General features: G+C 54.9%; 26 protein-coding genes. 5 read left to right on the top strand and 21 right to left on the bottom strand.

The features are described 5' to 3' along the window. Nucleotides 1–23: 23 nt before the first annotated feature. The 3 genes from HMPREF0326_RS10055 to HMPREF0326_RS17410 form a co-directional block, all read right to left on the bottom strand. Nucleotides 24–1,928, bottom strand: a complete 1,905-nt coding sequence (locus HMPREF0326_RS10055) for a methyl-accepting chemotaxis protein (RefSeq protein ID WP_008684063.1) — start codon at nucleotides 1,926–1,928, stop codon at nucleotides 24–26. A gap of 915 nt (nucleotides 1,929–2,843) precedes the next feature. Then, complete coding sequence (locus HMPREF0326_RS17415) at nucleotides 2,844–3,437, bottom strand: hypothetical protein (protein ID WP_008684065.1); 594 nt, start codon at nucleotides 3,435–3,437, stop codon at nucleotides 2,844–2,846. After that, on the bottom strand, nucleotides 3,388–3,873 hold the full coding sequence (locus HMPREF0326_RS17410) for a hypothetical protein (protein WP_020990495.1): 486 nt from the start codon (nucleotides 3,871–3,873) through the stop codon (nucleotides 3,388–3,390). Before HMPREF0326_RS17410 ends, HMPREF0326_RS17415 begins: the two co-directional genes overlap by 50 nt. 246 nt (nucleotides 3,874–4,119) lie before the next feature. Between HMPREF0326_RS17410 and HMPREF0326_RS10045 the strand changes: the two genes are divergently transcribed. After that, nucleotides 4,120–5,466, top strand: a complete 1,347-nt coding sequence (locus HMPREF0326_RS10045) for a tyrosine-type recombinase/integrase (RefSeq protein ID WP_008684069.1) — start codon at nucleotides 4,120–4,122, stop codon at nucleotides 5,464–5,466. 1 nt (nucleotide 5,467) lies between these two features. On the opposite strand, the gene HMPREF0326_RS10040 is transcribed toward HMPREF0326_RS10045, so the two are convergent. The 11 genes from HMPREF0326_RS10040 to HMPREF0326_RS10000 all read right to left on the bottom strand — a co-directional run bounded on the left by HMPREF0326_RS10040 (nucleotide 5,468) and on the right by HMPREF0326_RS10000 (nucleotide 9,374). Further along, entirely contained in the window at nucleotides 5,468–5,734 is a 267-nt protein-coding gene (locus HMPREF0326_RS10040; RefSeq protein ID WP_008684070.1) for a hypothetical protein, read from the bottom strand. 100 nt (nucleotides 5,735–5,834) lie between these two features. Then, complete coding sequence (locus HMPREF0326_RS10035) at nucleotides 5,835–6,065, bottom strand: hypothetical protein (RefSeq protein ID WP_008684072.1); 231 nt, start codon at nucleotides 6,063–6,065, stop codon at nucleotides 5,835–5,837. A gap of 2 nt (nucleotides 6,066–6,067) precedes the next feature. Further along, complete coding sequence (locus HMPREF0326_RS10030; protein WP_008684073.1) at nucleotides 6,068–6,895, bottom strand: DNA adenine methylase; 828 nt, start codon at nucleotides 6,893–6,895, stop codon at nucleotides 6,068–6,070. A 2-nt stretch (nucleotides 6,896–6,897) separates the two neighbouring features. Continuing rightward, nucleotides 6,898–7,239, bottom strand: a complete 342-nt coding sequence (locus HMPREF0326_RS10025; protein WP_008684074.1) for a hypothetical protein — start codon at nucleotides 7,237–7,239, stop codon at nucleotides 6,898–6,900. Between the two features lie 2 nt (nucleotides 7,240–7,241). Beyond that, nucleotides 7,242–7,751, bottom strand: coding sequence for a hypothetical protein (locus HMPREF0326_RS10020; RefSeq protein ID WP_020990494.1), 510 nt, complete (start codon nucleotides 7,749–7,751; stop codon nucleotides 7,242–7,244). After that, nucleotides 7,748–7,912 (bottom strand): hypothetical protein, encoded by a 165-nt coding sequence (locus HMPREF0326_RS16805; RefSeq protein ID WP_020990493.1) that lies wholly within the window; start codon nucleotides 7,910–7,912, stop codon nucleotides 7,748–7,750. The genes HMPREF0326_RS10020 and HMPREF0326_RS16805 overlap by 4 nt, the downstream gene beginning before the upstream one ends. Beyond that, nucleotides 7,909–8,181, bottom strand: a complete 273-nt coding sequence (locus HMPREF0326_RS10015) for a hypothetical protein (protein WP_020990492.1) — start codon at nucleotides 8,179–8,181, stop codon at nucleotides 7,909–7,911. Before HMPREF0326_RS10015 ends, HMPREF0326_RS16805 begins: the two co-directional genes overlap by 4 nt. Next, a complete protein-coding gene (locus HMPREF0326_RS17520) occupies nucleotides 8,171–8,305 on the bottom strand; it encodes a hypothetical protein (RefSeq protein WP_020990491.1) in 135 nt (44 codons plus the stop codon). Before HMPREF0326_RS17520 ends, HMPREF0326_RS10015 begins: the two co-directional genes overlap by 11 nt. After that, entirely contained in the window at nucleotides 8,302–8,517 is a 216-nt protein-coding gene (locus tag HMPREF0326_RS10010; RefSeq protein ID WP_020990490.1) for a hypothetical protein, read from the bottom strand. Before HMPREF0326_RS10010 ends, HMPREF0326_RS17520 begins: the two co-directional genes overlap by 4 nt. A gap of 55 nt (nucleotides 8,518–8,572) precedes the next feature. Further along, nucleotides 8,573–9,028 (bottom strand): phage regulatory CII family protein, encoded by a 456-nt coding sequence (locus tag HMPREF0326_RS10005; protein ID WP_008684081.1) that lies wholly within the window; start codon nucleotides 9,026–9,028, stop codon nucleotides 8,573–8,575. Nucleotides 9,029–9,101: 73 nt separating this feature from the next. Then, nucleotides 9,102–9,374, bottom strand: coding sequence for a hypothetical protein (locus HMPREF0326_RS10000; protein ID WP_020990489.1), 273 nt, complete (start codon nucleotides 9,372–9,374; stop codon nucleotides 9,102–9,104). Between HMPREF0326_RS10000 and HMPREF0326_RS16800 the strand changes: the two genes are divergently transcribed. The 4 genes from HMPREF0326_RS16800 (at nucleotide 9,373) to HMPREF0326_RS16795 (ending at nucleotide 13,241) form a co-directional block, all read left to right on the top strand. Beyond that, nucleotides 9,373–10,278, top strand: a complete 906-nt coding sequence (locus tag HMPREF0326_RS16800; RefSeq protein WP_008684083.1) for a hypothetical protein — start codon at nucleotides 9,373–9,375, stop codon at nucleotides 10,276–10,278. The genes HMPREF0326_RS10000 and HMPREF0326_RS16800 overlap by 2 nt on opposite strands. A gap of 145 nt (nucleotides 10,279–10,423) precedes the next feature. Further along, nucleotides 10,424–10,990, top strand: coding sequence for a hypothetical protein (locus HMPREF0326_RS09990; protein WP_008684085.1), 567 nt, complete (start codon nucleotides 10,424–10,426; stop codon nucleotides 10,988–10,990). A 179-nt stretch (nucleotides 10,991–11,169) separates the two neighbouring features. Further along, a complete protein-coding gene (locus HMPREF0326_RS09985) occupies nucleotides 11,170–11,841 on the top strand; it encodes a hypothetical protein (protein WP_008684086.1) in 672 nt (223 codons plus the stop codon). A 59-nt stretch (nucleotides 11,842–11,900) separates the two neighbouring features. Next, nucleotides 11,901–13,241: a hypothetical protein gene (locus HMPREF0326_RS16795; RefSeq protein WP_020990487.1), complete on the top strand. Its 1,341-nt coding sequence runs from the start codon at nucleotides 11,901–11,903 to the stop codon at nucleotides 13,239–13,241. 250 nt (nucleotides 13,242–13,491) lie between these two features. Here the strand turns inward: HMPREF0326_RS16795 and HMPREF0326_RS09975 are convergent, their stop codons facing one another. The 7 genes from HMPREF0326_RS09975 to HMPREF0326_RS09950 form a co-directional block, all read right to left on the bottom strand. Beyond that, the gene (locus HMPREF0326_RS09975) at nucleotides 13,492–14,946 is read right to left on the bottom strand and encodes a KAP family P-loop NTPase fold protein (RefSeq protein ID WP_008684089.1); all 1,455 of its coding nucleotides are present in this window, start codon (nucleotides 14,944–14,946) and stop codon (nucleotides 13,492–13,494) included. Between the two features lie 35 nt (nucleotides 14,947–14,981). Beyond that, entirely contained in the window at nucleotides 14,982–15,395 is a 414-nt protein-coding gene (locus HMPREF0326_RS09970; protein WP_008684093.1) for a type II toxin-antitoxin system HicB family antitoxin, read from the bottom strand. Further along, entirely contained in the window at nucleotides 15,392–15,589 is a 198-nt protein-coding gene (locus HMPREF0326_RS16145; protein WP_008684094.1) for a type II toxin-antitoxin system HicA family toxin, read from the bottom strand. Before HMPREF0326_RS16145 ends, HMPREF0326_RS09970 begins: the two co-directional genes overlap by 4 nt. A gap of 49 nt (nucleotides 15,590–15,638) precedes the next feature. Beyond that, on the bottom strand, nucleotides 15,639–15,896 hold the full coding sequence (locus tag HMPREF0326_RS09965) for a hypothetical protein (RefSeq protein ID WP_008684095.1): 258 nt from the start codon (nucleotides 15,894–15,896) through the stop codon (nucleotides 15,639–15,641). Continuing rightward, nucleotides 15,883–16,134: a hypothetical protein gene (locus HMPREF0326_RS09960; protein WP_008684096.1), complete on the bottom strand. Its 252-nt coding sequence runs from the start codon at nucleotides 16,132–16,134 to the stop codon at nucleotides 15,883–15,885. The genes HMPREF0326_RS09965 and HMPREF0326_RS09960 overlap by 14 nt, the downstream gene beginning before the upstream one ends. A gap of 62 nt (nucleotides 16,135–16,196) precedes the next feature. Then, nucleotides 16,197–16,376: a hypothetical protein gene (locus HMPREF0326_RS09955; protein WP_008684097.1), complete on the bottom strand. Its 180-nt coding sequence runs from the start codon at nucleotides 16,374–16,376 to the stop codon at nucleotides 16,197–16,199. Between the two features lie 70 nt (nucleotides 16,377–16,446). Beyond that, nucleotides 16,447–17,256, bottom strand: a complete 810-nt coding sequence (locus HMPREF0326_RS09950; protein ID WP_008684098.1) for a hypothetical protein — start codon at nucleotides 17,254–17,256, stop codon at nucleotides 16,447–16,449. Between the last annotated feature and the right edge of the window lie 4 nt (nucleotides 17,257–17,260).

Raw genomic sequence — 17,260 nt, 5'->3', positions numbered from 1 at the left:
AGCATGGGACAGGCATCGCCGGATCAGCGGCTCGCTTCTTCACTAAGCGGGGGGCAGGCCTCCGCGTTCATCTTGATCTGCTCCGTGGAAAGGGTCAGAGGCTGCACCCATTGCAGGCCGCAATACTGGTCATCCTTCCAGACAAGGATGGCCTGCTCATGCAAATGCCAAGGCGACTGCTCCACTACGATCTCCACCTGTTCATCCTGTTTTACCCGCAAGGGGTCCAGATGCTGCACGCAAATGCCGGTAGTGCTGATGTTGACCACAAAAAGGCGCACCTTCCGTCCCTGACATTGGAGATGGCCTTCCGTGGGGCTTTCCAGTGAAATGCGCTCGGCCCGGCGTTTTTCATCGCGCATGGAATCAATAATACGCCTGAGCTGCTGGGAAAGATCGCCCAACTTGCGCACCTCTTGCGCGCTCTGGGCCATGTTGGATGCGGATTCCCGCGCGCCCGCGTTCAGGCTCTGCATCCGCTCCCGGATGCTGTCGGTAACGGAACTCTGTGTTTCGGCGGCGGACGCGATGGAATGGATTTCAACAGCCGTCTTGCGGGCCACTTCCAGAATGCGGTTGAGGATTTCACCAAACTTGCTGATGAATTCCTCCGATTCCGTGGAAAGCTCCACCGCCTGACCCGTGGCCTGTGAACTTGTCTGCGCGCTGGACTGGATGGCCTTGATGGCCCGCGCCACGTCCCCGGTGGCCTGCATGGTTTTTTCCGCCAGTTTGCGCACCTCATCGGCCACCACGGCAAAACCCCGACCGGCCTCTCCGGCCCGCGCCGCTTCAATGGCCGCGTTCAGTGCTAATAAGTTGGTCTGGTCCGCAATGTCCTCAATGAGTGTGATCACACGGCTGACGTTGAAGGCGTGTTCGTTCAACTGTTCCATGGTGCTCGCCAGCGTGTTGGTTTGCGCCGTAAGCCGTCGAATGCCCTCAATGGCCTGTTCCACCATAACCGCACCGCGCTCCGCTTCCTCCTCCGAAGCCTGTGCGTTGTGCGTGGCGTCCGCCGCCCGCTCAGCGATATGAGTCATGGCGGCGCTCATCTCCTCCACCTCGCTGACGGTCCGGGTGGAGGCTTCATCCTGCTCGCGCGCTATGCCTGAAGTGGTGGCAAGCTGGGCAATGACGGTATCGAAAAGCGAGGATTGGCGTTGGGCGATATCCTGCGCATCATGGGCGGAGTCGGCGATGGTGTCGTGCAGCGCCGCGATGCGCTGGCGGTTGTTATATTCTTCCGTAATGTCAAAAACCATGTCGATAAAACCGATATGCTCGCCCAGGCGGTTGTTCAAAGGCACCACCATGGCTTTGAGCGTCCCCATGCCGGGCTGGTGAAAAACCACATCCTTAATGCCGCGTAGATAACATTCCAAAGCGCAGTGCTCGGTGTTGCAGACGGCCGCTCCCCAGGTGGAGCACTGTTTGCCCAGCAGATCCGTGCAGAGCATGCCGAACTGCTTTTCGGCCGCTGTGTTCACAAAAGTGAAATTGCGGTTACTGTCCAACGTCGCCAGAGGATTGGGCAGAGAGTTGAGGATATCCCTGTATTGTGAGGACTGATCCAGTACGATGTCGAGTGCCTGATTCAGATCTTTGGCCATGTCCCCCAGCTCGCTATCGGCCATCTCCTGCCAGCGGGCTTCAAAATTTCCAGAGGCCAGCGTCCGGGCAAAAGTTTTGCCGCGCTGGATGGGTCTGCCGATATCCATGCCCACCCAAAATCCCATGAGCAGCACACAAACGCAAAATACAGCGGCCCAACCCCAGAGCCAAAACACGTTGTCGGCCTGGGATGTGGACTGTCCCGGCATTTGCTGCAAGCCGGACATGGCTATGCAGACCAGCGTGACGATAAACGCAACGCAAACCGCATTACAAGCCAGAAGCTTGTAATGAACCCGTAATGACCTCCACATGATGTTTTACCTCTTTCGGATAGCGCATTAAAGAACTCCTGAGAAATATACAGCATATTTTTCAGGCATGGACGGCAAAAAATATTTTCTCCTGAATATAGCGGCTATTATTCCCCCCTCACAGTAGCCGCATAACCACACAGCTATATTGCGTACAGTGAACTCGGATCGTGTCCGGGTTTGTGTAAAAGCATCCCTTTTCCACTCCATATCTGCCTTTGACCGCCATAGCGCATGGCGGTCAGGTTAAGCGGGACACCCCAAAAATATCCGGCTGGCCAAAAGTCCATCCCACGTCAAAGTATAGCTTTTTACTCAGATTATACTCATAAAAACATTTTCTAATCCTATCGGCATCAAAAATTATCGCTATAGGCTAACGCCTTTCAAAGGGGCAATCTGCGGGAAAAAAATCATCATTCTTTGGCCGCATGACTATTTTTTGAGCGATTTTGATAACCTAGTTATTTAGAAAGCTATATATAATTTATATAGTTATTTATTTCAAATTTTATATAAATTATAAGATAAACACGCTTCGCTTGCTGTTGCATCTGAAGGCACATGTACCAGTCTTGTCAGCCTATGATTATGAGGTACTGGGGTATTAACGTCTCGAAACAGGAAGAAATACGGCGTGGCCGCGCGCTATGCTGCATAGCAAATATTCCAGTCCGGGAGTGTCATTTAGATCCTTTCCATGGGATTGGATCGACACGCTCGAATAATGGCCTTGCTGGTCCGTGAAGAAGGAATCAGTGCGGCTGGTGCCTGTGCTTGCCGGGCTGGATGCCAGTGGCAGAAAGAAATACGCACAGCCGAAGAAGAGATGGCGTTGGGGAAAAGCGGAGACAATATCCCCTAAGGGAAAGGAGCAGAAGGCTTTCAGAGAGTAACTGAGAGTCCAGGGAAGGACTACTCCGCTATTTCTTTGGCGGATGGCCTCCGACCAGTGCCGTCCACGCCAAAGCGAGTGTCCAGAGCCTTATTGTCGCCGGGTTTGTTAAAGTAACCGTCTCGCGTGCGCCAAGGCTGCCCCATGGCCAACAGCTTTCCCGCAGTCACGAAATGATATCCTCTGCCGCGTAATTCACGCACCACACCTGACAACAAGGCCGCTGTGCCCTTGGGCACGCGATTGGCATGAAAGAGAAGAATGGAACCGGGACGCACCCGGCGTGCCACATCCGCAGCCAGTTCTGGGCGGCTGTTATCCGCCATGACCTCAGCCACCACATCCCATTGGATGACCTGCAGCCCCAGATGGGCCAGAAGTGTCAGGGCCTGATCCGTACAGCGCCCGTACGGCAGGCGAAACAAATTCGGTACAGCGGCGATGTCCGGCAAGGATGCGCCTTTTTCCGCTGCGCCCCGGAGGATTTCCCCGCGCAGAATTTCATATTCCGCCTGCGTCCAGAGAGCCTGATCGCGCATGTTTTGCGGATCCATAATCCCGAAATTACCGTGCGACCAGGCATGGTTGCCGATCTCGAACAGAGGGTCGGCCATGACCTGCTTGGCGCGCTCCGCATGGGCGCATCCATTTGCCGCCCATGAACAGCGTGGCCGGGATATGCTCGCGCCGCAGGAAATTGATGGCGTCCGCGTCGTAGCCCGTGGTGGTTGTTGCCAGTTCGCAGAGATCAAATGTCAATGCCACGGCCTTCACACCCTCAGGCAGCATCACCCGCCGAATGCTCCCCTCTTCCTGAGGCGGCAGGGGCGGCAACTGCATACGCGGCAGACGTCGTTCCGGTGGGGCGCTGTTGTTGGGCAGGGCACGCCGCTGATCGGCGGGCGTGGCCTGCCAGAGATGTTCAAAAGTGTGTGCATCCTCAATGTTGGCTGGCTTATCGGTCCGGCTCCAGACCGCCAGAGGAGGCAAACAGCAGGCCACAACGACGCAGAAGATAAAGCAATAAAGCCGGATTTCGGTATTCGCCATGAGTGTTCCCTTTTCCGACGCTTGCATTGCCGGCCGTATAAAAAAACAGGCAGCCGCAAAAATGCAACTGCCTGCGTTCATGACTGGTGCGCCCGGCAGGAATCGAACCTGCGGCCTACAGCTTAGGAGACGGTCGGCATAGCATTTCAGGGATTCCCTATCTGACTTAACTGCTTGTATAAGAAGCAGTTCTGATGCATTCTTATTCCCAGCTTTTCCCGTCAATGCTAGGAAGGTGGGCACCACATGGGCACCAAAGAAAATCAAAACATGGCCCGGCTGCCCTGGGGCAGTGTCCAGGGCAAAGAAGGAGTCGTTTATCGAGAACACCCTACACGCAAGCATGGTAAACGCCCGGACAGATACATAGCCATACGCTACCGCAGTGGCCAGGGCAAGCGAGCCCTGGAGGCCTTGGGCTGGGCGTCGGATGGCTGGACAGTGGACAAGGCCGTGGCTCTGTTGCGCGAGTTGAAGGAAAACATCCGCCTGGGCCGACGGCCTCAGTCTCTCAAGGAAAGGCGGGAGATGGCCGAAGCCGCCAGGCTTGAGGCCGAGCGCACTGCCGCCAGGGCAAAGCTGAGAAGCATCACCTTCGGCGAACTGGCGGAGCTCTATAAGGCATGGGCCAAGGAGCGCCGCGTCAGCGCCGGAAGTGTGGAACAGGTTCTGGACATGCACATCCTGCCCGTTTTGGGTGATCGCGTCGCTGCGGAAATCACCCCCGCAGACGTGGAGGCCCTGCGCAAACTCGTGGCGGACAAGCATCCGCTCACGGGCAGGAATAAAAATACGCCGGGAGCCTGTCTGTCGCCGCAGACGGTCTTGCACGTCCTCAAAACCGTGCGCGAGGTTTTCAATTTTGCCCTGGAGACGCCCGCGCCGCACGAGCCGGGCGTTATGCTGTTTTCGGGGATGAATCCGGCCATAATAAGCCGCCGAGGGCGCGGCATCCATGTGCCGAAAAATGACGCCCGCAGGCTGAGGATTTTGAACGACAAGGAGATCACCACTCTGCTCGCTTATCGGGGCAGGCGCAAAGAGGCTTTCGCGGATCTGCACGACATGATCCTGCTGTCTCTGGACATCGGCCCGCGTGCCGGCGAGCTGGTCCACATCCGGCGCGAGTCGTGCGACCCGGTAACGGGCGCTGTGCGCATCTACAAAGGGTCCAGGGACAACGATACCACCAAGGGCGGCGCGTCCCGGCTGCTGTTCGCCGGTCAGCTTTTTCCCGAAGCCTGGGAGATGCTGCGCAGCCGACTGAGCCAGCCCGGGAATGGACCGTATCTTTTCCCTGGTCCCGGCGGAAAGGCCCGCGACTCCAACGGGCTCAACCGCGCCATGCGGCGCATCATGGAAAAGCTGAAATTCAATGAGGGCGTGGACGATCCGCGCAATACGGTAGTCTGGCACACGTTGCGCCATACTTACGCGACCAAGATGCTCGAAGCCGGGACCGACATTTACACCCTCAAGGAACTGATGGGGCATGCCTCGGTCACGACAACGGAGATATACCTGCATCTGTGCGACCGGGCCAAGCGCGAGCAGGCCTTGGCCCGTATTGCCCTGACCCGGAAGCACAAATGACTTAAAGCTGCGGGACGACAATGGTCTTCACCCCTTTGCTTTCGAGGTATGCCAGGAAGAAGGGCGTCGGATAGACGACGGATTCACCTATTTTCTGGCGCACAAGCGGTCCCTTGCTGACTGCGTCGTCGTTGGCGAGTTTCTTCGGGGATACAGCGCCACCCGTGAAGTAGGCTACCCTCTTCCGGGCGATGAAGGGCGGGAGTTGCTCCAGGTATGGCGCCAGATCGGTGAGTTCCGGATTCGGGGGTAACGGCTTGTTATTCATCGTGGCTATCCTCTTGGGACTGGTGAGCCTTCATAGGCTTATAAAACACCATCCAGTGCGTTCTGTTTTTTGCCGTCGTCGTACGACGCGCTTCCCGGTTTCATGCCTTGATTTCCTCCAGCAGACTTTCCATGTCCTCAAGGTCTGAGTGTATGGAGTACAGGCTATCTGCCGTCTCTTCCATTTTCTGCCCGCGTTCGCTCCCCTGGAGGCCTACCGGAAGATTGTCGAAAGCCTCTTGCTCCTCGGCGATTACTGTATCAAGAAGCTCCCGCGCGGCTGAGATATGCTCCATAGCCTCATCAATGCGTTTACGGCGGTCGTCATTCATGGCTAACACATCCTCAAGGGAAAGCGGTTCAGGGTTTTTTGAACATTCGGAGATAACCAGAGGCATTCCCTCCGATCTGAGTTGCCCGAAGATTTTGTCATCCGTACCGCCATCGTCCAATCTCCATACAGGCGTTCATAAAGAGGCGAGGTGTAACCGGAAAGCACAACCATGCCCGACAGGCTCCGCAAGACCTCCGCAAGCTGTTCATGGTCCGCATCGGTCATCTCATAGCGGTAGCAATCGCCGTGGCTTGTCCGACTCCCTCGGGGGTATGGAGGGTCCACATAAAAGAGTGTTTCATCATTGTCGTAGCGCCGCAAAACCGAGAGTGCGGGCTTGCACTCCACGGTCACGGCCCGCAGGCGGCTCACAAAGGCAGTGATGCTGTCCGGGTAACGGGACCACTCGGAGGACGGAAGGGAACTGGCCGCCCGTTTACAGCGGAAGCCGCTTTTGTACTGCGAGGAGACAGAGGCGCTGCCGAAGCCCATGTATGCCCGGACCAGTGTGCGGCGGGCCTGCTCCACGGGGTCATCGGAAGCTGAATACGACAAATCATATTCGACGCGGGCAAAGGGTGTCAGTTCCAGTATCTTTTTCAGCCGCGCGGCACCGGGAGGGTCACGCAGCACTCGAAAGACGTTGACGACTTCTTCATCCAAGTCGTTATAGACCTCCTGCGCCGATGGAGACTTGCGCAAGAGTACGGATGCTCCTCCTCCGTAGGGTTCCACATACGTGTGGTGCGGAGGGAAATGGCCGATTATCCACGGGGCGAGCTTCCACTTGCCGCCGTGGTATCGCAGGACAGGGCGGGTTATCTCCATCCTTATCCCTCCGCCTTTTCCACGAACACGGACTTGCCCTCCGCGATCCAGCTCTCAGGGATGAGGATATGGTGGGCCTGGGCGCAGTGCGGACACTTCCATTCCAGCTCAAGAACTCGGATGGCCCCCCAGGAGCTGACATCCGCGATGCTGCATGAGCCCCATGTCTCTTTAGCCGCGCGGCGCATGGAGATTTTGGCCACGTCGCCGATACGGACGGGCAGCGGCGGATTTTGGGGCGAGCGAAACATGCCGTCCGCAGGCGGTTCGGCCAACAGGCGCAGATGCTTATAACGGTAGTCAGCCTTCTTGGCCGGAGGGGGTACGTCTTTCCATGTGACCATAACTATCTCCATACTGCTCCCGCCAGCACATTGCAGACGGGCCGGGCTTTGCAGGTGGAACATTCCGGGCCACGGCTCCATCCGCCGCAGCATTGGCCGAGGAGCGTGAGGACTTCGACCGTCTCCTGGATGTCGTAACACCACAGGTTCACCATGCCGTGGAGCATGAGACCCGGCGCTTCCAAGGGGCCGCGCACACCGAGCACCGGCGTTCCCGCTCCGGCGGCGAAGCCTACCTCCACACCCGCGTCCTGGCCGGACGCTCCCAGGTAAATCACCACATCCGCGTGGCGGCAGGCGTCGGCGCAGAACTCGAAAACCTGGCCGCCCTGTTGCTCCGTGTCGAACCAGCGGCGGCGCTGCTCGGGGGTGAGTTCCGATGGGGGCGTGCCCTTGTCCGTCCAGTCCAAAATCTGAACGTCGGAGATGCGGGCGCGCAAGGCGTCGTGGAAAAGGCGCACGGCGTGGAGCAGGCGGAAGGAAGCCGCGGTATAAACGGTGAGCGGCCTCATATCACCTCCAATTCGTCTTCCCATGCGCTGAGTTGCAGGCCGGACGAAAATTCAATGATGTAACGGGAGGCCGCGCCGTAGTCGTAATCCACGACAGTGGCGGCGAAGTAGCCACGATAACCGGGAATGTAGCGGACGCTCTGACCGATGGCGTATTTCATTGACGTACCTCCCTGGCCAGATCGGCCCGATAGGCGGCCATCTTTTCAAGAACGCGCTGGCATCCTCTGACCGAGGCGTCAACAATGTCCACCGGGTTCACCCGGCCCAGAATCAGGCCGCAAGACTGCGTTTCGTCCTCATGGAAGGTGGTAAAGCTGATATACAGGCCGCGCGCGTCCGGAGCGTTCAAGGCCGTATCCAGGGCCTCATGCAGCCGGGCTCTGTCCTGGACGCTGACACTCAGCGGGGTGATATTGTTATCGGACATGGTGCGGCTCCTTTCCATTTTTGCAGGCGCGGGCCATGCGGCCCAGGCGGCGCTGTTCGGAAAATTCGCCCCACAGGCCCAGGGCGAGGCCGATAACGGCGAGGATGGCGAGTACGATGATCATGCCCGCACCTCCCGCATCGCTGTCGTTCCCATCTGCAAGCCGCTTTGCGGCAAGGACGGCGGCGTCCTGCGGGGATACGGCAGGATAATGCCGCGCAGCAGGGCCAGAATGCCGCTGTGGGTGGCTCGGACGCGCACCTTGTCCCCTCCAAGGTTGACGATGTAACAGGCGGCCTTGACAGGCCGTGCCGTGGTGAAATACTCTTTCGACATCTGATTCCCCTTTTGGCCCTTGAGCTGCTGCAACAGCTCAAGGGCCGCTTTTTGTTTACAGCCCGCCGCGCCTTTGCGCGTTGCGGGCCAGTTCCATGACTTTGAGAATGGCCGTCAGAGCGTCCTGACCGTCCGCGCAGATGCGCGCCAATTCTTCGGCGGTCACCGTACCGTCGTCCAGGGAGCGCGCCACCTGGGCCGCGAAGTCCCCAAACTCTCTGATGCAGGCCACCAGTCCGCGCGTCACCTCATGGCCGGAGACGGAGACCGGCGGCATCTCCACAAACACCCCGCCCAACTCCCGCGCCATCTCGTGCAGAGGCGCGCGGCCTTCGGTGGCTTTCATCAGGGCCATCATTCTTTCCGCGCCCAGCTTGTGGCCGGGCTGCGCCGAAAGCTCGCTCATCATCGTGGCGTAAGGGCAGCCAAGGACATCGGCCACCTGCTCGGCGGAAAGGCCGTTGGGCGCGTTCTTGACCATTGCGTGACAAATGGCGGTGAGTGCGGACATGCGAAAATTTCCTGCTGGTTTGCGTGACGGCTGATCCTGAGACGTGCTAATTTTTCACAACCAGAAAAAATTTTTACGCATGGCTTGCGTCCTGTGCCGCCAAACCGGGGAAAATCGGCATTGAGCGAGGGCGCCCCATTGGCCCGGCAAAGGGCGTCGGCAGAAGTTCTTCGGGCAGTCCAAGAGTTACAAGTTGCTTGTGCCTTTTCGCGGGAATGGTTTCACGTCGGAGCATCACGCTTACGAAGGCGCGTGATACCCCCATCGCATCGGACAGGGCCTGTAAGGTGATCCTCTGCTCTTCCAGCCAGAGAGTGAGGGCCGCTTGCCGTTCCTCGTTTGACATGGGCGATTTCTCCTGTAAGAAATGGTTAACAAAAATGGTTATGTGTTGGGGAATATTTATCAATATAATTGGTAAATGTAAACAAGATTTTTTATTTTATCAAAAAAATATGATGCAGCTATACGAACGAGTCAAGGCAGTCGCCAAAAAATATTGCGGCTCCGACAAGTCACTGTCAGAGCTATTGAGGCTCCGCCAAAACACATTCAGCTATTACCTGTCGCCTAAAAGCCAGAACAATTTGTGGCCTCTCTTACCAAAAATTTTGGAAATTTTTCCAGAGGTAAATAGAAATTGGCTTTATTTTGGAGAAGGTGAAATGTGCGGGATGGGCAGTGCAGCGAAACCAACCGCTTCTCCTTCCGGTGAGATTTGGAAACGTCCCAAGCGTATTGCATCAGAAGTCTCATATCCTGATGACGCTCTCGGCCGTATCGCCCAGATGACCAATGTGCGTACAAGCAGCGCGTTAGAGCTGCAAAGCGTGTTCGGAGCGGACTTCAAGGAAATCAAAAAATTTCTCTCGCGTTACTTCCAGGCGCGGGACGCCCGAGAAGAATGGCTTGTTTCCGGCGGCAAGGAAGAAGAGATACCACCTCCGCTTGAACCAATCCCGGACGAGTGGCTGCACTATTTCTGGACGCATTTTGGGCCCAATCCCGGATGGGTTCAGAATGGCGAACGCGATTCCTCCCATTCCCCACCGCTACGCGAATGGCCGCGTGATGCGGAACTGGAGCGTTTATACAAAGCTCTTCGATTGGCACGGCAGGAATGCACGGAATTGCGTGAAATTCTGGAGAAAAAGGGCGTTGATATGGAAGAGTATGAATTGGGGAAAGAAATGACAAAAAATGCCGGCTCGCCGACGTCTGTCCGTGGCGAGCTGCCGAACGAAAATTAGGGCCGATGCAATAGGAGGCGTCATGCTGAAAACTCCACTGCTGTTTCTTGTAGTGCTGGCCGCCCTGCTGCTGACGGGCTGCCATCACGGTGGTTGGTGTTAGCCGTCCTGGTGACCAATACTAATTTCATGAGAGAGGGATGGCATGAGGATAGTTCTGAAAATATTTCTGCCCGTTCTCTGCGCGGCATTGCTGCTACCGCTCTCCCCCGCCTTGGGGGAAACGCATGATCCGCAACCCTACAACTATTGTTACTCCAGCACCTTCAAACGAAATACCGGACTCAAAGTGGTTATCACGACCACGAAACGCGACATGAGCAAAATGACCCGCCGCCAGCTTGCCGAAACCGCCCTCTCTGCGGCCAGGCACTACGGCGGCAACCATGCTGTGGTAAATGTTTTGCTTTCGAGCAGTTGCACCGGGGGAGGCAGTATGCTGGCCAGGGCTCAAACCGAATGGGGCAAGGTGACTGTGCTGGATGCTATGGACAAAGGCCACGGCCCTGGCGCGATGGCTTTGAAAGTAAGCGACGAAGTGGGGGGCATGACCCAAGGGCTGCGCACGACCACCGATAACGATTATGCTGCGGCCGGGCAAGTTTTAGGTATTAGCGCCAGTAAAGCCAAAAAGCTTCACATGGGACTGATCACTTCATTGGAGCCCTGCCCCCAAGCTGACGGCACCCCGGCGATGCCGCCGAGTCGGTAATCATAAGACAAACAAGCATATTGTCGGGATGGAAGTGGAACTAGCCGAAGAACGCCGCCTGAATCGGCGGCTTACTCAGCGGTTGCTAGATAGTAGGGACGAGGCAAGAACGCAGAATGATAGCGGCAAAACCTAAAGCATAAGCGGAGATATCCGCTTGCCACTGACGGGGGCTGAACGTGGCAAAAGATTTTGACGATCTTGGCATATTGGGCCGGGCGGTCGTTATTTTTGCGATTCTGGCGGCATGGGGAACAGTCTATAACGCTGTCAGCGAAGCCAGCGCGATACAGACTTTTCTCCTTGTTGCCCTTTTTTTTGCTATTGCCGCTTACATCCTTTACATCTGGACACGTCCGCCTACCAAGCCGTGGAAAGGCAAAGCCCACTACCCCATAGAGGGGAAACGCATTTCTGTGCCGAGCGAAACGCAGGAAGGCATCAGCTATATTATCTCACCCCCCAGCGTGACCTGCTCCTGCCCGGATTTCCAGAAAGAACGGGCCAGAGCCCCACAAGACAGCCCTTGTCGCGTCTGTAAGCATTTGATGCACTATTACGTGCAACATCCCGATGACATCCCTAGCTCTTTGACTCCTTTTGCTGATATATTCGTCCATTTTGATGCCAAGGATGCCCGTATTCCATATGCTGAACCGGGTATCTGGTCCGGCGTTATCGGAGAAGCCGGAACACTTATCACTTCATGGAAGGAGTCTCTCCCTTGGGTCAATATTTACGTTGGCGATAAGAAATATGGCTATAATATAGAGGAAAAGCGCTGGTCGTATGGGGAACAACCGTGCAATGCAGATGAAATTTTGCCGTTGCTTCATGCTGTTTTGATATAATAATCTTCCATATGTCTTTAGTACACTCGCATTCGCGACATAAGCAAAGGATGGTCATCATGACAAGTGAAAATATTTTTCATTTTATAAAAAAATATAGCATAATACCAGAAAATAATCTTAACACTTATACAATAAATGGAACGAATGTTCCATTCGACTCTAATATTATTTGCAGATATCCTGAAGGTGCTCGGCACAAATGCTTTGTTAGCGTAGGCGCAGCACAACTTACAATATACAAAAAATCTGGATTACTTTCAGCAGATAGAAAAATTATTGAGAATATATCAAAAAAATTAAATACATTAAAAGAAATCCCGTTAACATCGAGTGAAATAGACAGCATCCTGGCAACAACTCAAATTGAATCAATTTTGCGATGTTTACGTTTTTTTGAGAATTTTCCTTTACCAGAAGAAACATTTGCCTTTCTCATTAAGCATATAAAGGAAATGGAAAAATGGTCAGCGCAAACATATGAAAATCAAGGAATCTGTTTTGGCATTGGCATTACCCCAGAGCATGAAGGTACAGACATTCATATTGATGCACTTTATGCTGATGACATGCTCAAGGTTCTAACATCTGGAGTGGAGACCCTTATTGTCTGCGATACTAATGGGAAAATTGTTTCCTACGACAAACTGCCTGCCCCCGAGCAGAGGGACAGGCTCCCCCAGCCAGAAGGAGAAAGAACAAACGGGAGCATTCACGCTTTCCGTAGGATTGCTGACTGGTCTCGAAAGAAGTTAGCTGTTCTTCTGACTCAGCGAGGCGATATCCTCCTGTTCGCAAATGGTGTCCTGGAATTTGCAAAGCGTCGTTCCAATTGGCATATTGTTCGTGTCTCACCTCTTCTCCATATGATGAATTCAACCTGCGGTTTTGACTCCAGATTGAAGGCAGCCATTGCTGAAACATGCCTTGATGCTTCATTCAGGCGCACTGGAGCTTGTATTGGTATAATCGACGACGAAGCCATTCCGTATGTTCTTCAGAATGATGATATCATACGCATGGCTTCGAAGGCACGTACAAAATTTTTCGAACACATTGTTGGGCAACAACATTTTCAAGATATTCCTCGCGAAGTGCGTCAAGAAATGGTTGCTATTGATGGAGCTACCGTCCTCAAAAAAAATGGCGATATTGTCGCTATTGGAGCTATTCTAAAAATCAACAATACTCCTGTTCATAATCGCACAATGGGAGGGCGAAGTGTAGCGGCTCAACAGCTCGCTTGTCGAGGTTTCGGGATAAAAGTATCTGCTGACGGGGGGATCACAGGCTGGCGCAATCAGCATCCTCGACTTGACCGATGCCCTCGTGAACAAGGCAATGATGATTCAGAGTGTCCTTCCGGGTGCCAGATTGAAAAATACTTTGAATTATTTTAGAGGACGCATTTTACGCTCGAATACTGTTGAGCGGCGGCCGGGCAAGTTTTAGGCATTAGCGCCAGTAAAGCCAAAAAGCTTCACATGGGACTGATCACTTCACTGGAGCCCTGCCCCCAAGCTGCCGGCACCCCGGCGATGCCTCCGAGCCGATAATCACAAAGCAGATGCATTGCCGAGATGGAAGCGATGCGCGCGGCTGGCAAAAAGGCAAGCCCCGGTATACTCTGCCACGGAGAGCGCCTGTGGCTCAGGCATTTGCTCTTGGCAAAGCGGAAAACTCCGACAAAAAACGGAGTTTTTTATCTACTTCTTCAAGAATGTCTCCATAAAATAGAATATGTGGCGTAGAGAGATTGCTTACTTTTTTTCTATAAATCATATCTACATTTAAACCTATAATTGTAGTCGTCATATCTTTTTCATGCGTTGCAATATTAAGTCTATCTTTTCGATTCAGTTGCATCCAATGAACTAAAAAATAAAAACTAATATGACAATCATATTCCTCTTCACATTCTTGTCCAAATATATATTTTCCACGATTTAACTTGTATATATGCTCAAGATTTTTATTTAACTTAATTAAATTGTCTTCAATATCCTTTTGGGCATTTTTGAAATATCCATCAGTTAAAGAGAATATAGCAATGTATGCCAGAAAAATTTCTTCAAACGATGACCCCGCATAAGTCCGCACAAATACGGAAAAAAGCTCTGCACGCTGCGCCAACGTTCTGAGCGACTTGTCAGCAAACAAAAGGGCTTCCGAAGAAAGTATCCCCGCCAAGGAGTATAAAATATAGCCTTCCTTTTTGAACCGTTCTGTCAATGTGCCCAGCATGGGGATTCTGTCAAGCAGAGAGCGTACAAAGATTCTTTTATCAACTTGCGGCAGGGTATAAAAGACGTCAAAAAATTTCCCCAGATAGTCCATGCGGCAGTCGCAAACAGCAGTTTCATCTTCTATGACCCGTTTAAGCCCGAAGGTGTGTTCCACTTGCTGCAAAAGCTGGGAGGAATCCACGGCCAGCAAAAACACCACATGGGGCACATTGAAGAGGTGTTTTATGCGCTCCAGCAGATCAATGGCATAGGAAGGGCGGCAGCGGTCAAGCTCATCAACCATGATGAAGAGCGGGAAGCCGCCTGCCATGCCGGCAGTGGCTGCGGCCAGTTTTGTAAGCTCGGCATTGAACTGCCGCACTGTGGAGTAATACCCGGAAATTCTGTCCGTGAGGCTCCTCAGCCCTTCCGCACCGGCATTAGCCGCCGTTGCCGCTGGGTTGCCGGTAACGCCTAAGCCGAAGGCGGCCCCTTTCATCAGTTGCACGGCAAAGCCAGCCAGCTTTAGTACGGCATCGCGCATGGCGTGAAGCATCTGCGGACAGCTTGTTTGCTGCGCCTGATGGTGGATGGCGGCCATCAGGTTGACGAGCGGATCGCCAGACGCATCCTGCTCCCAGGCATTGAAATAGATGCAGGGTTTCGAGTCAGCCAAAAGCTGCCGACGCCATGCCTGGAGGAAAAAGGTTTTGCCGCTGCCCCAGGGAGAGGCCAGACCAATGACATACGGGCCTAGCGTGTTATGGACGAGCGTCGTCAGCCGATCCGCATACTGCTTACGGCCAAAGAGGTCGTTATCCCAGGTCATGGCCGCGTGGTCGTTGATTTGCAGTCTGGTCAGGCCAAGATCGCCAGGCATGTTAAAACTCCTGCAGGACTGTGTGGATGCGAGGTTTACGCTCGATACTGCTGGGCCGCGGCGGCCAGAAAGCCGCTGCGGGTCATACCCGCAAGTTTGGCCTTGGCGTCAATGCGTTCCAAAACGGTTTCCGGAAAGGATACATTAACGCGCACAAGTTTTGTGTTGGGCACTTCGCATGGAACCATCTGGAACAGCGTGCCTTCAGGCAGATGCATATCCGCTTCCTCGCACCATCGGGCGATATGAGCGCGCGCCTGGACCATATCAGAGGCTTCCGGCAGGGGGTCACCGTCTTCCAGCATACATTTCACGCGCCCGCGCAGGGCCTCCTGGGCGGCGGCAAAGGCTTCTTCAAGCGTGTCCCCCTGCGTGGACAGCTCAAAATCAGTAAACAGGACGGCCCACTGGCCGCCTGACGGGATGAATGCTGCAAAATAAGTTTTCATTTCGTTCTCCTCAATTTCAGGCCGGATTGGCGCTCAATGCTTTTGATGACAAAAATGTTTAGGTCTTTTTTGGGATGCTGGACGGTAGTCTTACCGGGCTTGGTGGGATGTTTGAAGTGCCAATGATCTCCCTCGGTGGAGACATGATACCAGCCATCGTCCTGCAAAATTTTTATGACTTCCCTGCTGTTCATAATTTATATATACACACTTTTTACACATTTTGTCAAGAGAATAACCAAACTACCATGCTCCGTTGTGGAAGAGCCGCTCCGGCTCGCGCTCCAAGGCCTCGGCAAAGGCCCGGTTGCGCCGCGCGGCCATGTCGTCGCCTTCGGTGACATAACGGGCGCGAATGGCATGGGCCAGCGCCGCGAAGCTGTGCGGGGCGCGGGCGGGCAGGAGCCAGGCGTACAGGTTCAGAGCGTTTTGCTGCATCTCGGCCAGGGTCGGTTCCCACCGGCTCGCGCCGGTAATGGGGTTGGGTTCAGTCCAGGGCATGGGGCGCCTCCGGGGCGGTTGTCCGGTGGGCGGCAACGGCCTCAACTTCGTGGATCAGGCGAAAAAGATTCGCGGCCTCCGATACCATAAGACGCTGGCACTCTCGGCCACAGCAGTGCTCCAGAACAACACCGGATCGCTCATAAAGGCGAAAAATGCGTTTGCCGACATCCAGCAGAATGCTGCCGTCCTCGGTGATATGGCGGTGGATATGAAGCGTGAGCGTTGTACCGTGCATGATGGTGGTCCTTTTTTGAGTGTGCGCCCCCGGCCATGTGGCACTGACCGGGGGCCGGAGAATCAGATGATGCCGATGATGTAATCTGGCTCCAGGCCCATGATGTCCGCGAAAATCTCTTCCGGGTCGTCGCCGTTCTCCAGGGCTTCCATGACGGCCTCGCGGGCGTCGCGGATGGTTTCCAGAGCTTCTTCGCGGCTCAGTCCGTCGCGGCGCATGAGGATGGTCAGCAGTTCATTCATTTTCCGGCTCCTTTTTGGCTGGTATGAGGTATGGGCCCCCGGCCCGTGGCATGGCCGGGGGCCTTTCGGCTTAGTGATTCAGAATCCAGTGGGAGAAATCGACCACTGACCGGCAACCTTTGGGCAGGCCGTACTTGAGAGTGTCCTTGTGGATGATCCATCCGGAGTAGCGCCCGCAGTCGCCGCCCAGGTAGTACCCCCCGCCACCGGTGTAGTTTTCGCGGTGCTCCACTCCTCCGGAGCCCGCGAGATGAGCGGTTTGGGGAAAGGTGGCCGCGAACTTGCGCATCTCGGCAAAGTTGTTGCGGTCGGATGTGGAAAAGCCGAGCAACACCCGCTCCGTCACGTCGTAGGCGAAATAGTCAGTCTGCGTATCGGACTTGTCCTCATGGTATTCCGCGATGAGGTAGCCCTTGGCCCATTCGGGCGTGAACTGTTGCCAAAGCTGTTCGCAGCGAGCTTGTTCGATGAGGCGCTCTTCATCGGCCCTGCGGCATTCTTCCAGGCGCTGCTGCTCGGCCGCCGTGGCGGCTTGGTACAACGCTTCGCATTTGGCCGGATCTTCGCGGTACTCCGTTTGGCAATCCCAATGGAGTATTGTGCAATTCGGAGCGGCGACGTGCGCCGCTTCGATCCAGCGGCCTTCGGGGCGGCCGTCATAGCCCTCCTCGCGGGCGATATACAGTCGGGCCGCGCCGGGGATGGCCGTGCCGTCCAGAAAACGGGTGGTCTGCGTGGATGACTCCACACGGACCACGGTATATTCCATGTTGTAGCTGCGCACGAGACGGCCCAGATAGTTGTTGATGTCCTGCGGGGCGTTCTGCCCCTGCCCGGCGCCGATGAGGAGGATGGGTCCGGAAACGGTGACGTTTTGCATGATG

Origin of the sequence: Desulfovibrio sp. 3_1_syn3 (assembly GCF_000145315.2) — a bacterium.
GTDB classification, from domain to species: Bacteria; Desulfobacterota; Desulfovibrionia; order Desulfovibrionales; family Desulfovibrionaceae; genus Desulfovibrio; species Desulfovibrio fairfieldensis.
The sequence above is the reverse complement of the archived record's forward strand: the minus strand, read 5'-3'. Positions and strand labels throughout refer to the sequence as shown.

Excerpts from the sequence above, each read along its gene's own strand:
- HMPREF0326_RS10035 (WP_008684072.1), bottom strand. The coding sequence starts at position 6,065 with ATGAATGACGACCGCCGTAAACGCATTGATGAGGCTATGGAGCATATC.
- HMPREF0326_RS16805 (WP_020990493.1), bottom strand. The coding sequence starts at position 7,912 with ATGAAATACGCCATCGGTCAGAGCGTCCGCTACATTCCCGGTTATCGT.
- HMPREF0326_RS09970 (WP_008684093.1), bottom strand. The coding sequence starts at position 15,395 with ATGAAAACTTATTTTGCAGCATTCATCCCGTCAGGCGGCCAGTGGGCC.
- HMPREF0326_RS17520 (WP_020990491.1), bottom strand. The coding sequence starts at position 8,305 with ATGATCATCGTACTCGCCATCCTCGCCGTTATCGGCCTCGCCCTGGGC.
- HMPREF0326_RS09975 (WP_008684089.1), bottom strand. The coding sequence starts at position 14,946 with ATGCCTGGCGATCTTGGCCTGACCAGACTGCAAATCAACGACCACGCG.
- HMPREF0326_RS10030 (WP_008684073.1), bottom strand. The coding sequence starts at position 6,895 with ATGGAGATAACCCGCCCTGTCCTGCGATACCACGGCGGCAAGTGGAAG.
- HMPREF0326_RS10020 (WP_020990494.1), bottom strand. The coding sequence starts at position 7,751 with ATGAGGCCGCTCACCGTTTATACCGCGGCTTCCTTCCGCCTGCTCCAC.
- HMPREF0326_RS09950 (WP_008684098.1), bottom strand. The coding sequence starts at position 17,256 with ATGCAAAACGTCACCGTTTCCGGACCCATCCTCCTCATCGGCGCCGGG.
- HMPREF0326_RS10055 (WP_008684063.1), bottom strand. The coding sequence starts at position 1,928 with ATGTGGAGGTCATTACGGGTTCATTACAAGCTTCTGGCTTGTAATGCG.
- HMPREF0326_RS17415 (WP_008684065.1), bottom strand. The coding sequence starts at position 3,437 with ATGGCCGACCCTCTGTTCGAGATCGGCAACCATGCCTGGTCGCACGGT.
- HMPREF0326_RS09990 (WP_008684085.1), top strand. The coding sequence starts at position 10,424 with ATGAGGATAGTTCTGAAAATATTTCTGCCCGTTCTCTGCGCGGCATTG.
- HMPREF0326_RS10045 (WP_008684069.1), top strand. The coding sequence starts at position 4,120 with ATGGGCACCAAAGAAAATCAAAACATGGCCCGGCTGCCCTGGGGCAGT.
- HMPREF0326_RS10010 (WP_020990490.1), bottom strand. The coding sequence starts at position 8,517 with ATGTCGAAAGAGTATTTCACCACGGCACGGCCTGTCAAGGCCGCCTGT.
- HMPREF0326_RS09960 (WP_008684096.1), bottom strand. The coding sequence starts at position 16,134 with ATGCACGGTACAACGCTCACGCTTCATATCCACCGCCATATCACCGAG.
- HMPREF0326_RS16145 (WP_008684094.1), bottom strand. The coding sequence starts at position 15,589 with ATGAACAGCAGGGAAGTCATAAAAATTTTGCAGGACGATGGCTGGTAT.
- HMPREF0326_RS16800 (WP_008684083.1), top strand. The coding sequence starts at position 9,373 with ATGGGCGATTTCTCCTGTAAGAAATGGTTAACAAAAATGGTTATGTGT.
- HMPREF0326_RS10000 (WP_020990489.1), bottom strand. The coding sequence starts at position 9,374 with ATGTCAAACGAGGAACGGCAAGCGGCCCTCACTCTCTGGCTGGAAGAG.
- HMPREF0326_RS10040 (WP_008684070.1), bottom strand. The coding sequence starts at position 5,734 with ATGAATAACAAGCCGTTACCCCCGAATCCGGAACTCACCGATCTGGCG.
- HMPREF0326_RS10025 (WP_008684074.1), bottom strand. The coding sequence starts at position 7,239 with ATGGTCACATGGAAAGACGTACCCCCTCCGGCCAAGAAGGCTGACTAC.
- HMPREF0326_RS10015 (WP_020990492.1), bottom strand. The coding sequence starts at position 8,181 with ATGTCCGATAACAATATCACCCCGCTGAGTGTCAGCGTCCAGGACAGA.
- HMPREF0326_RS10005 (WP_008684081.1), bottom strand. The coding sequence starts at position 9,028 with ATGTCCGCACTCACCGCCATTTGTCACGCAATGGTCAAGAACGCGCCC.
- HMPREF0326_RS09955 (WP_008684097.1), bottom strand. The coding sequence starts at position 16,376 with ATGAATGAACTGCTGACCATCCTCATGCGCCGCGACGGACTGAGCCGC.
- HMPREF0326_RS17410 (WP_020990495.1), bottom strand. The coding sequence starts at position 3,873 with ATGGCGAATACCGAAATCCGGCTTTATTGCTTTATCTTCTGCGTCGTT.
- HMPREF0326_RS16795 (WP_020990487.1), top strand. The coding sequence starts at position 11,901 with ATGACAAGTGAAAATATTTTTCATTTTATAAAAAAATATAGCATAATA.
- HMPREF0326_RS09965 (WP_008684095.1), bottom strand. The coding sequence starts at position 15,896 with ATGCCCTGGACTGAACCCAACCCCATTACCGGCGCGAGCCGGTGGGAA.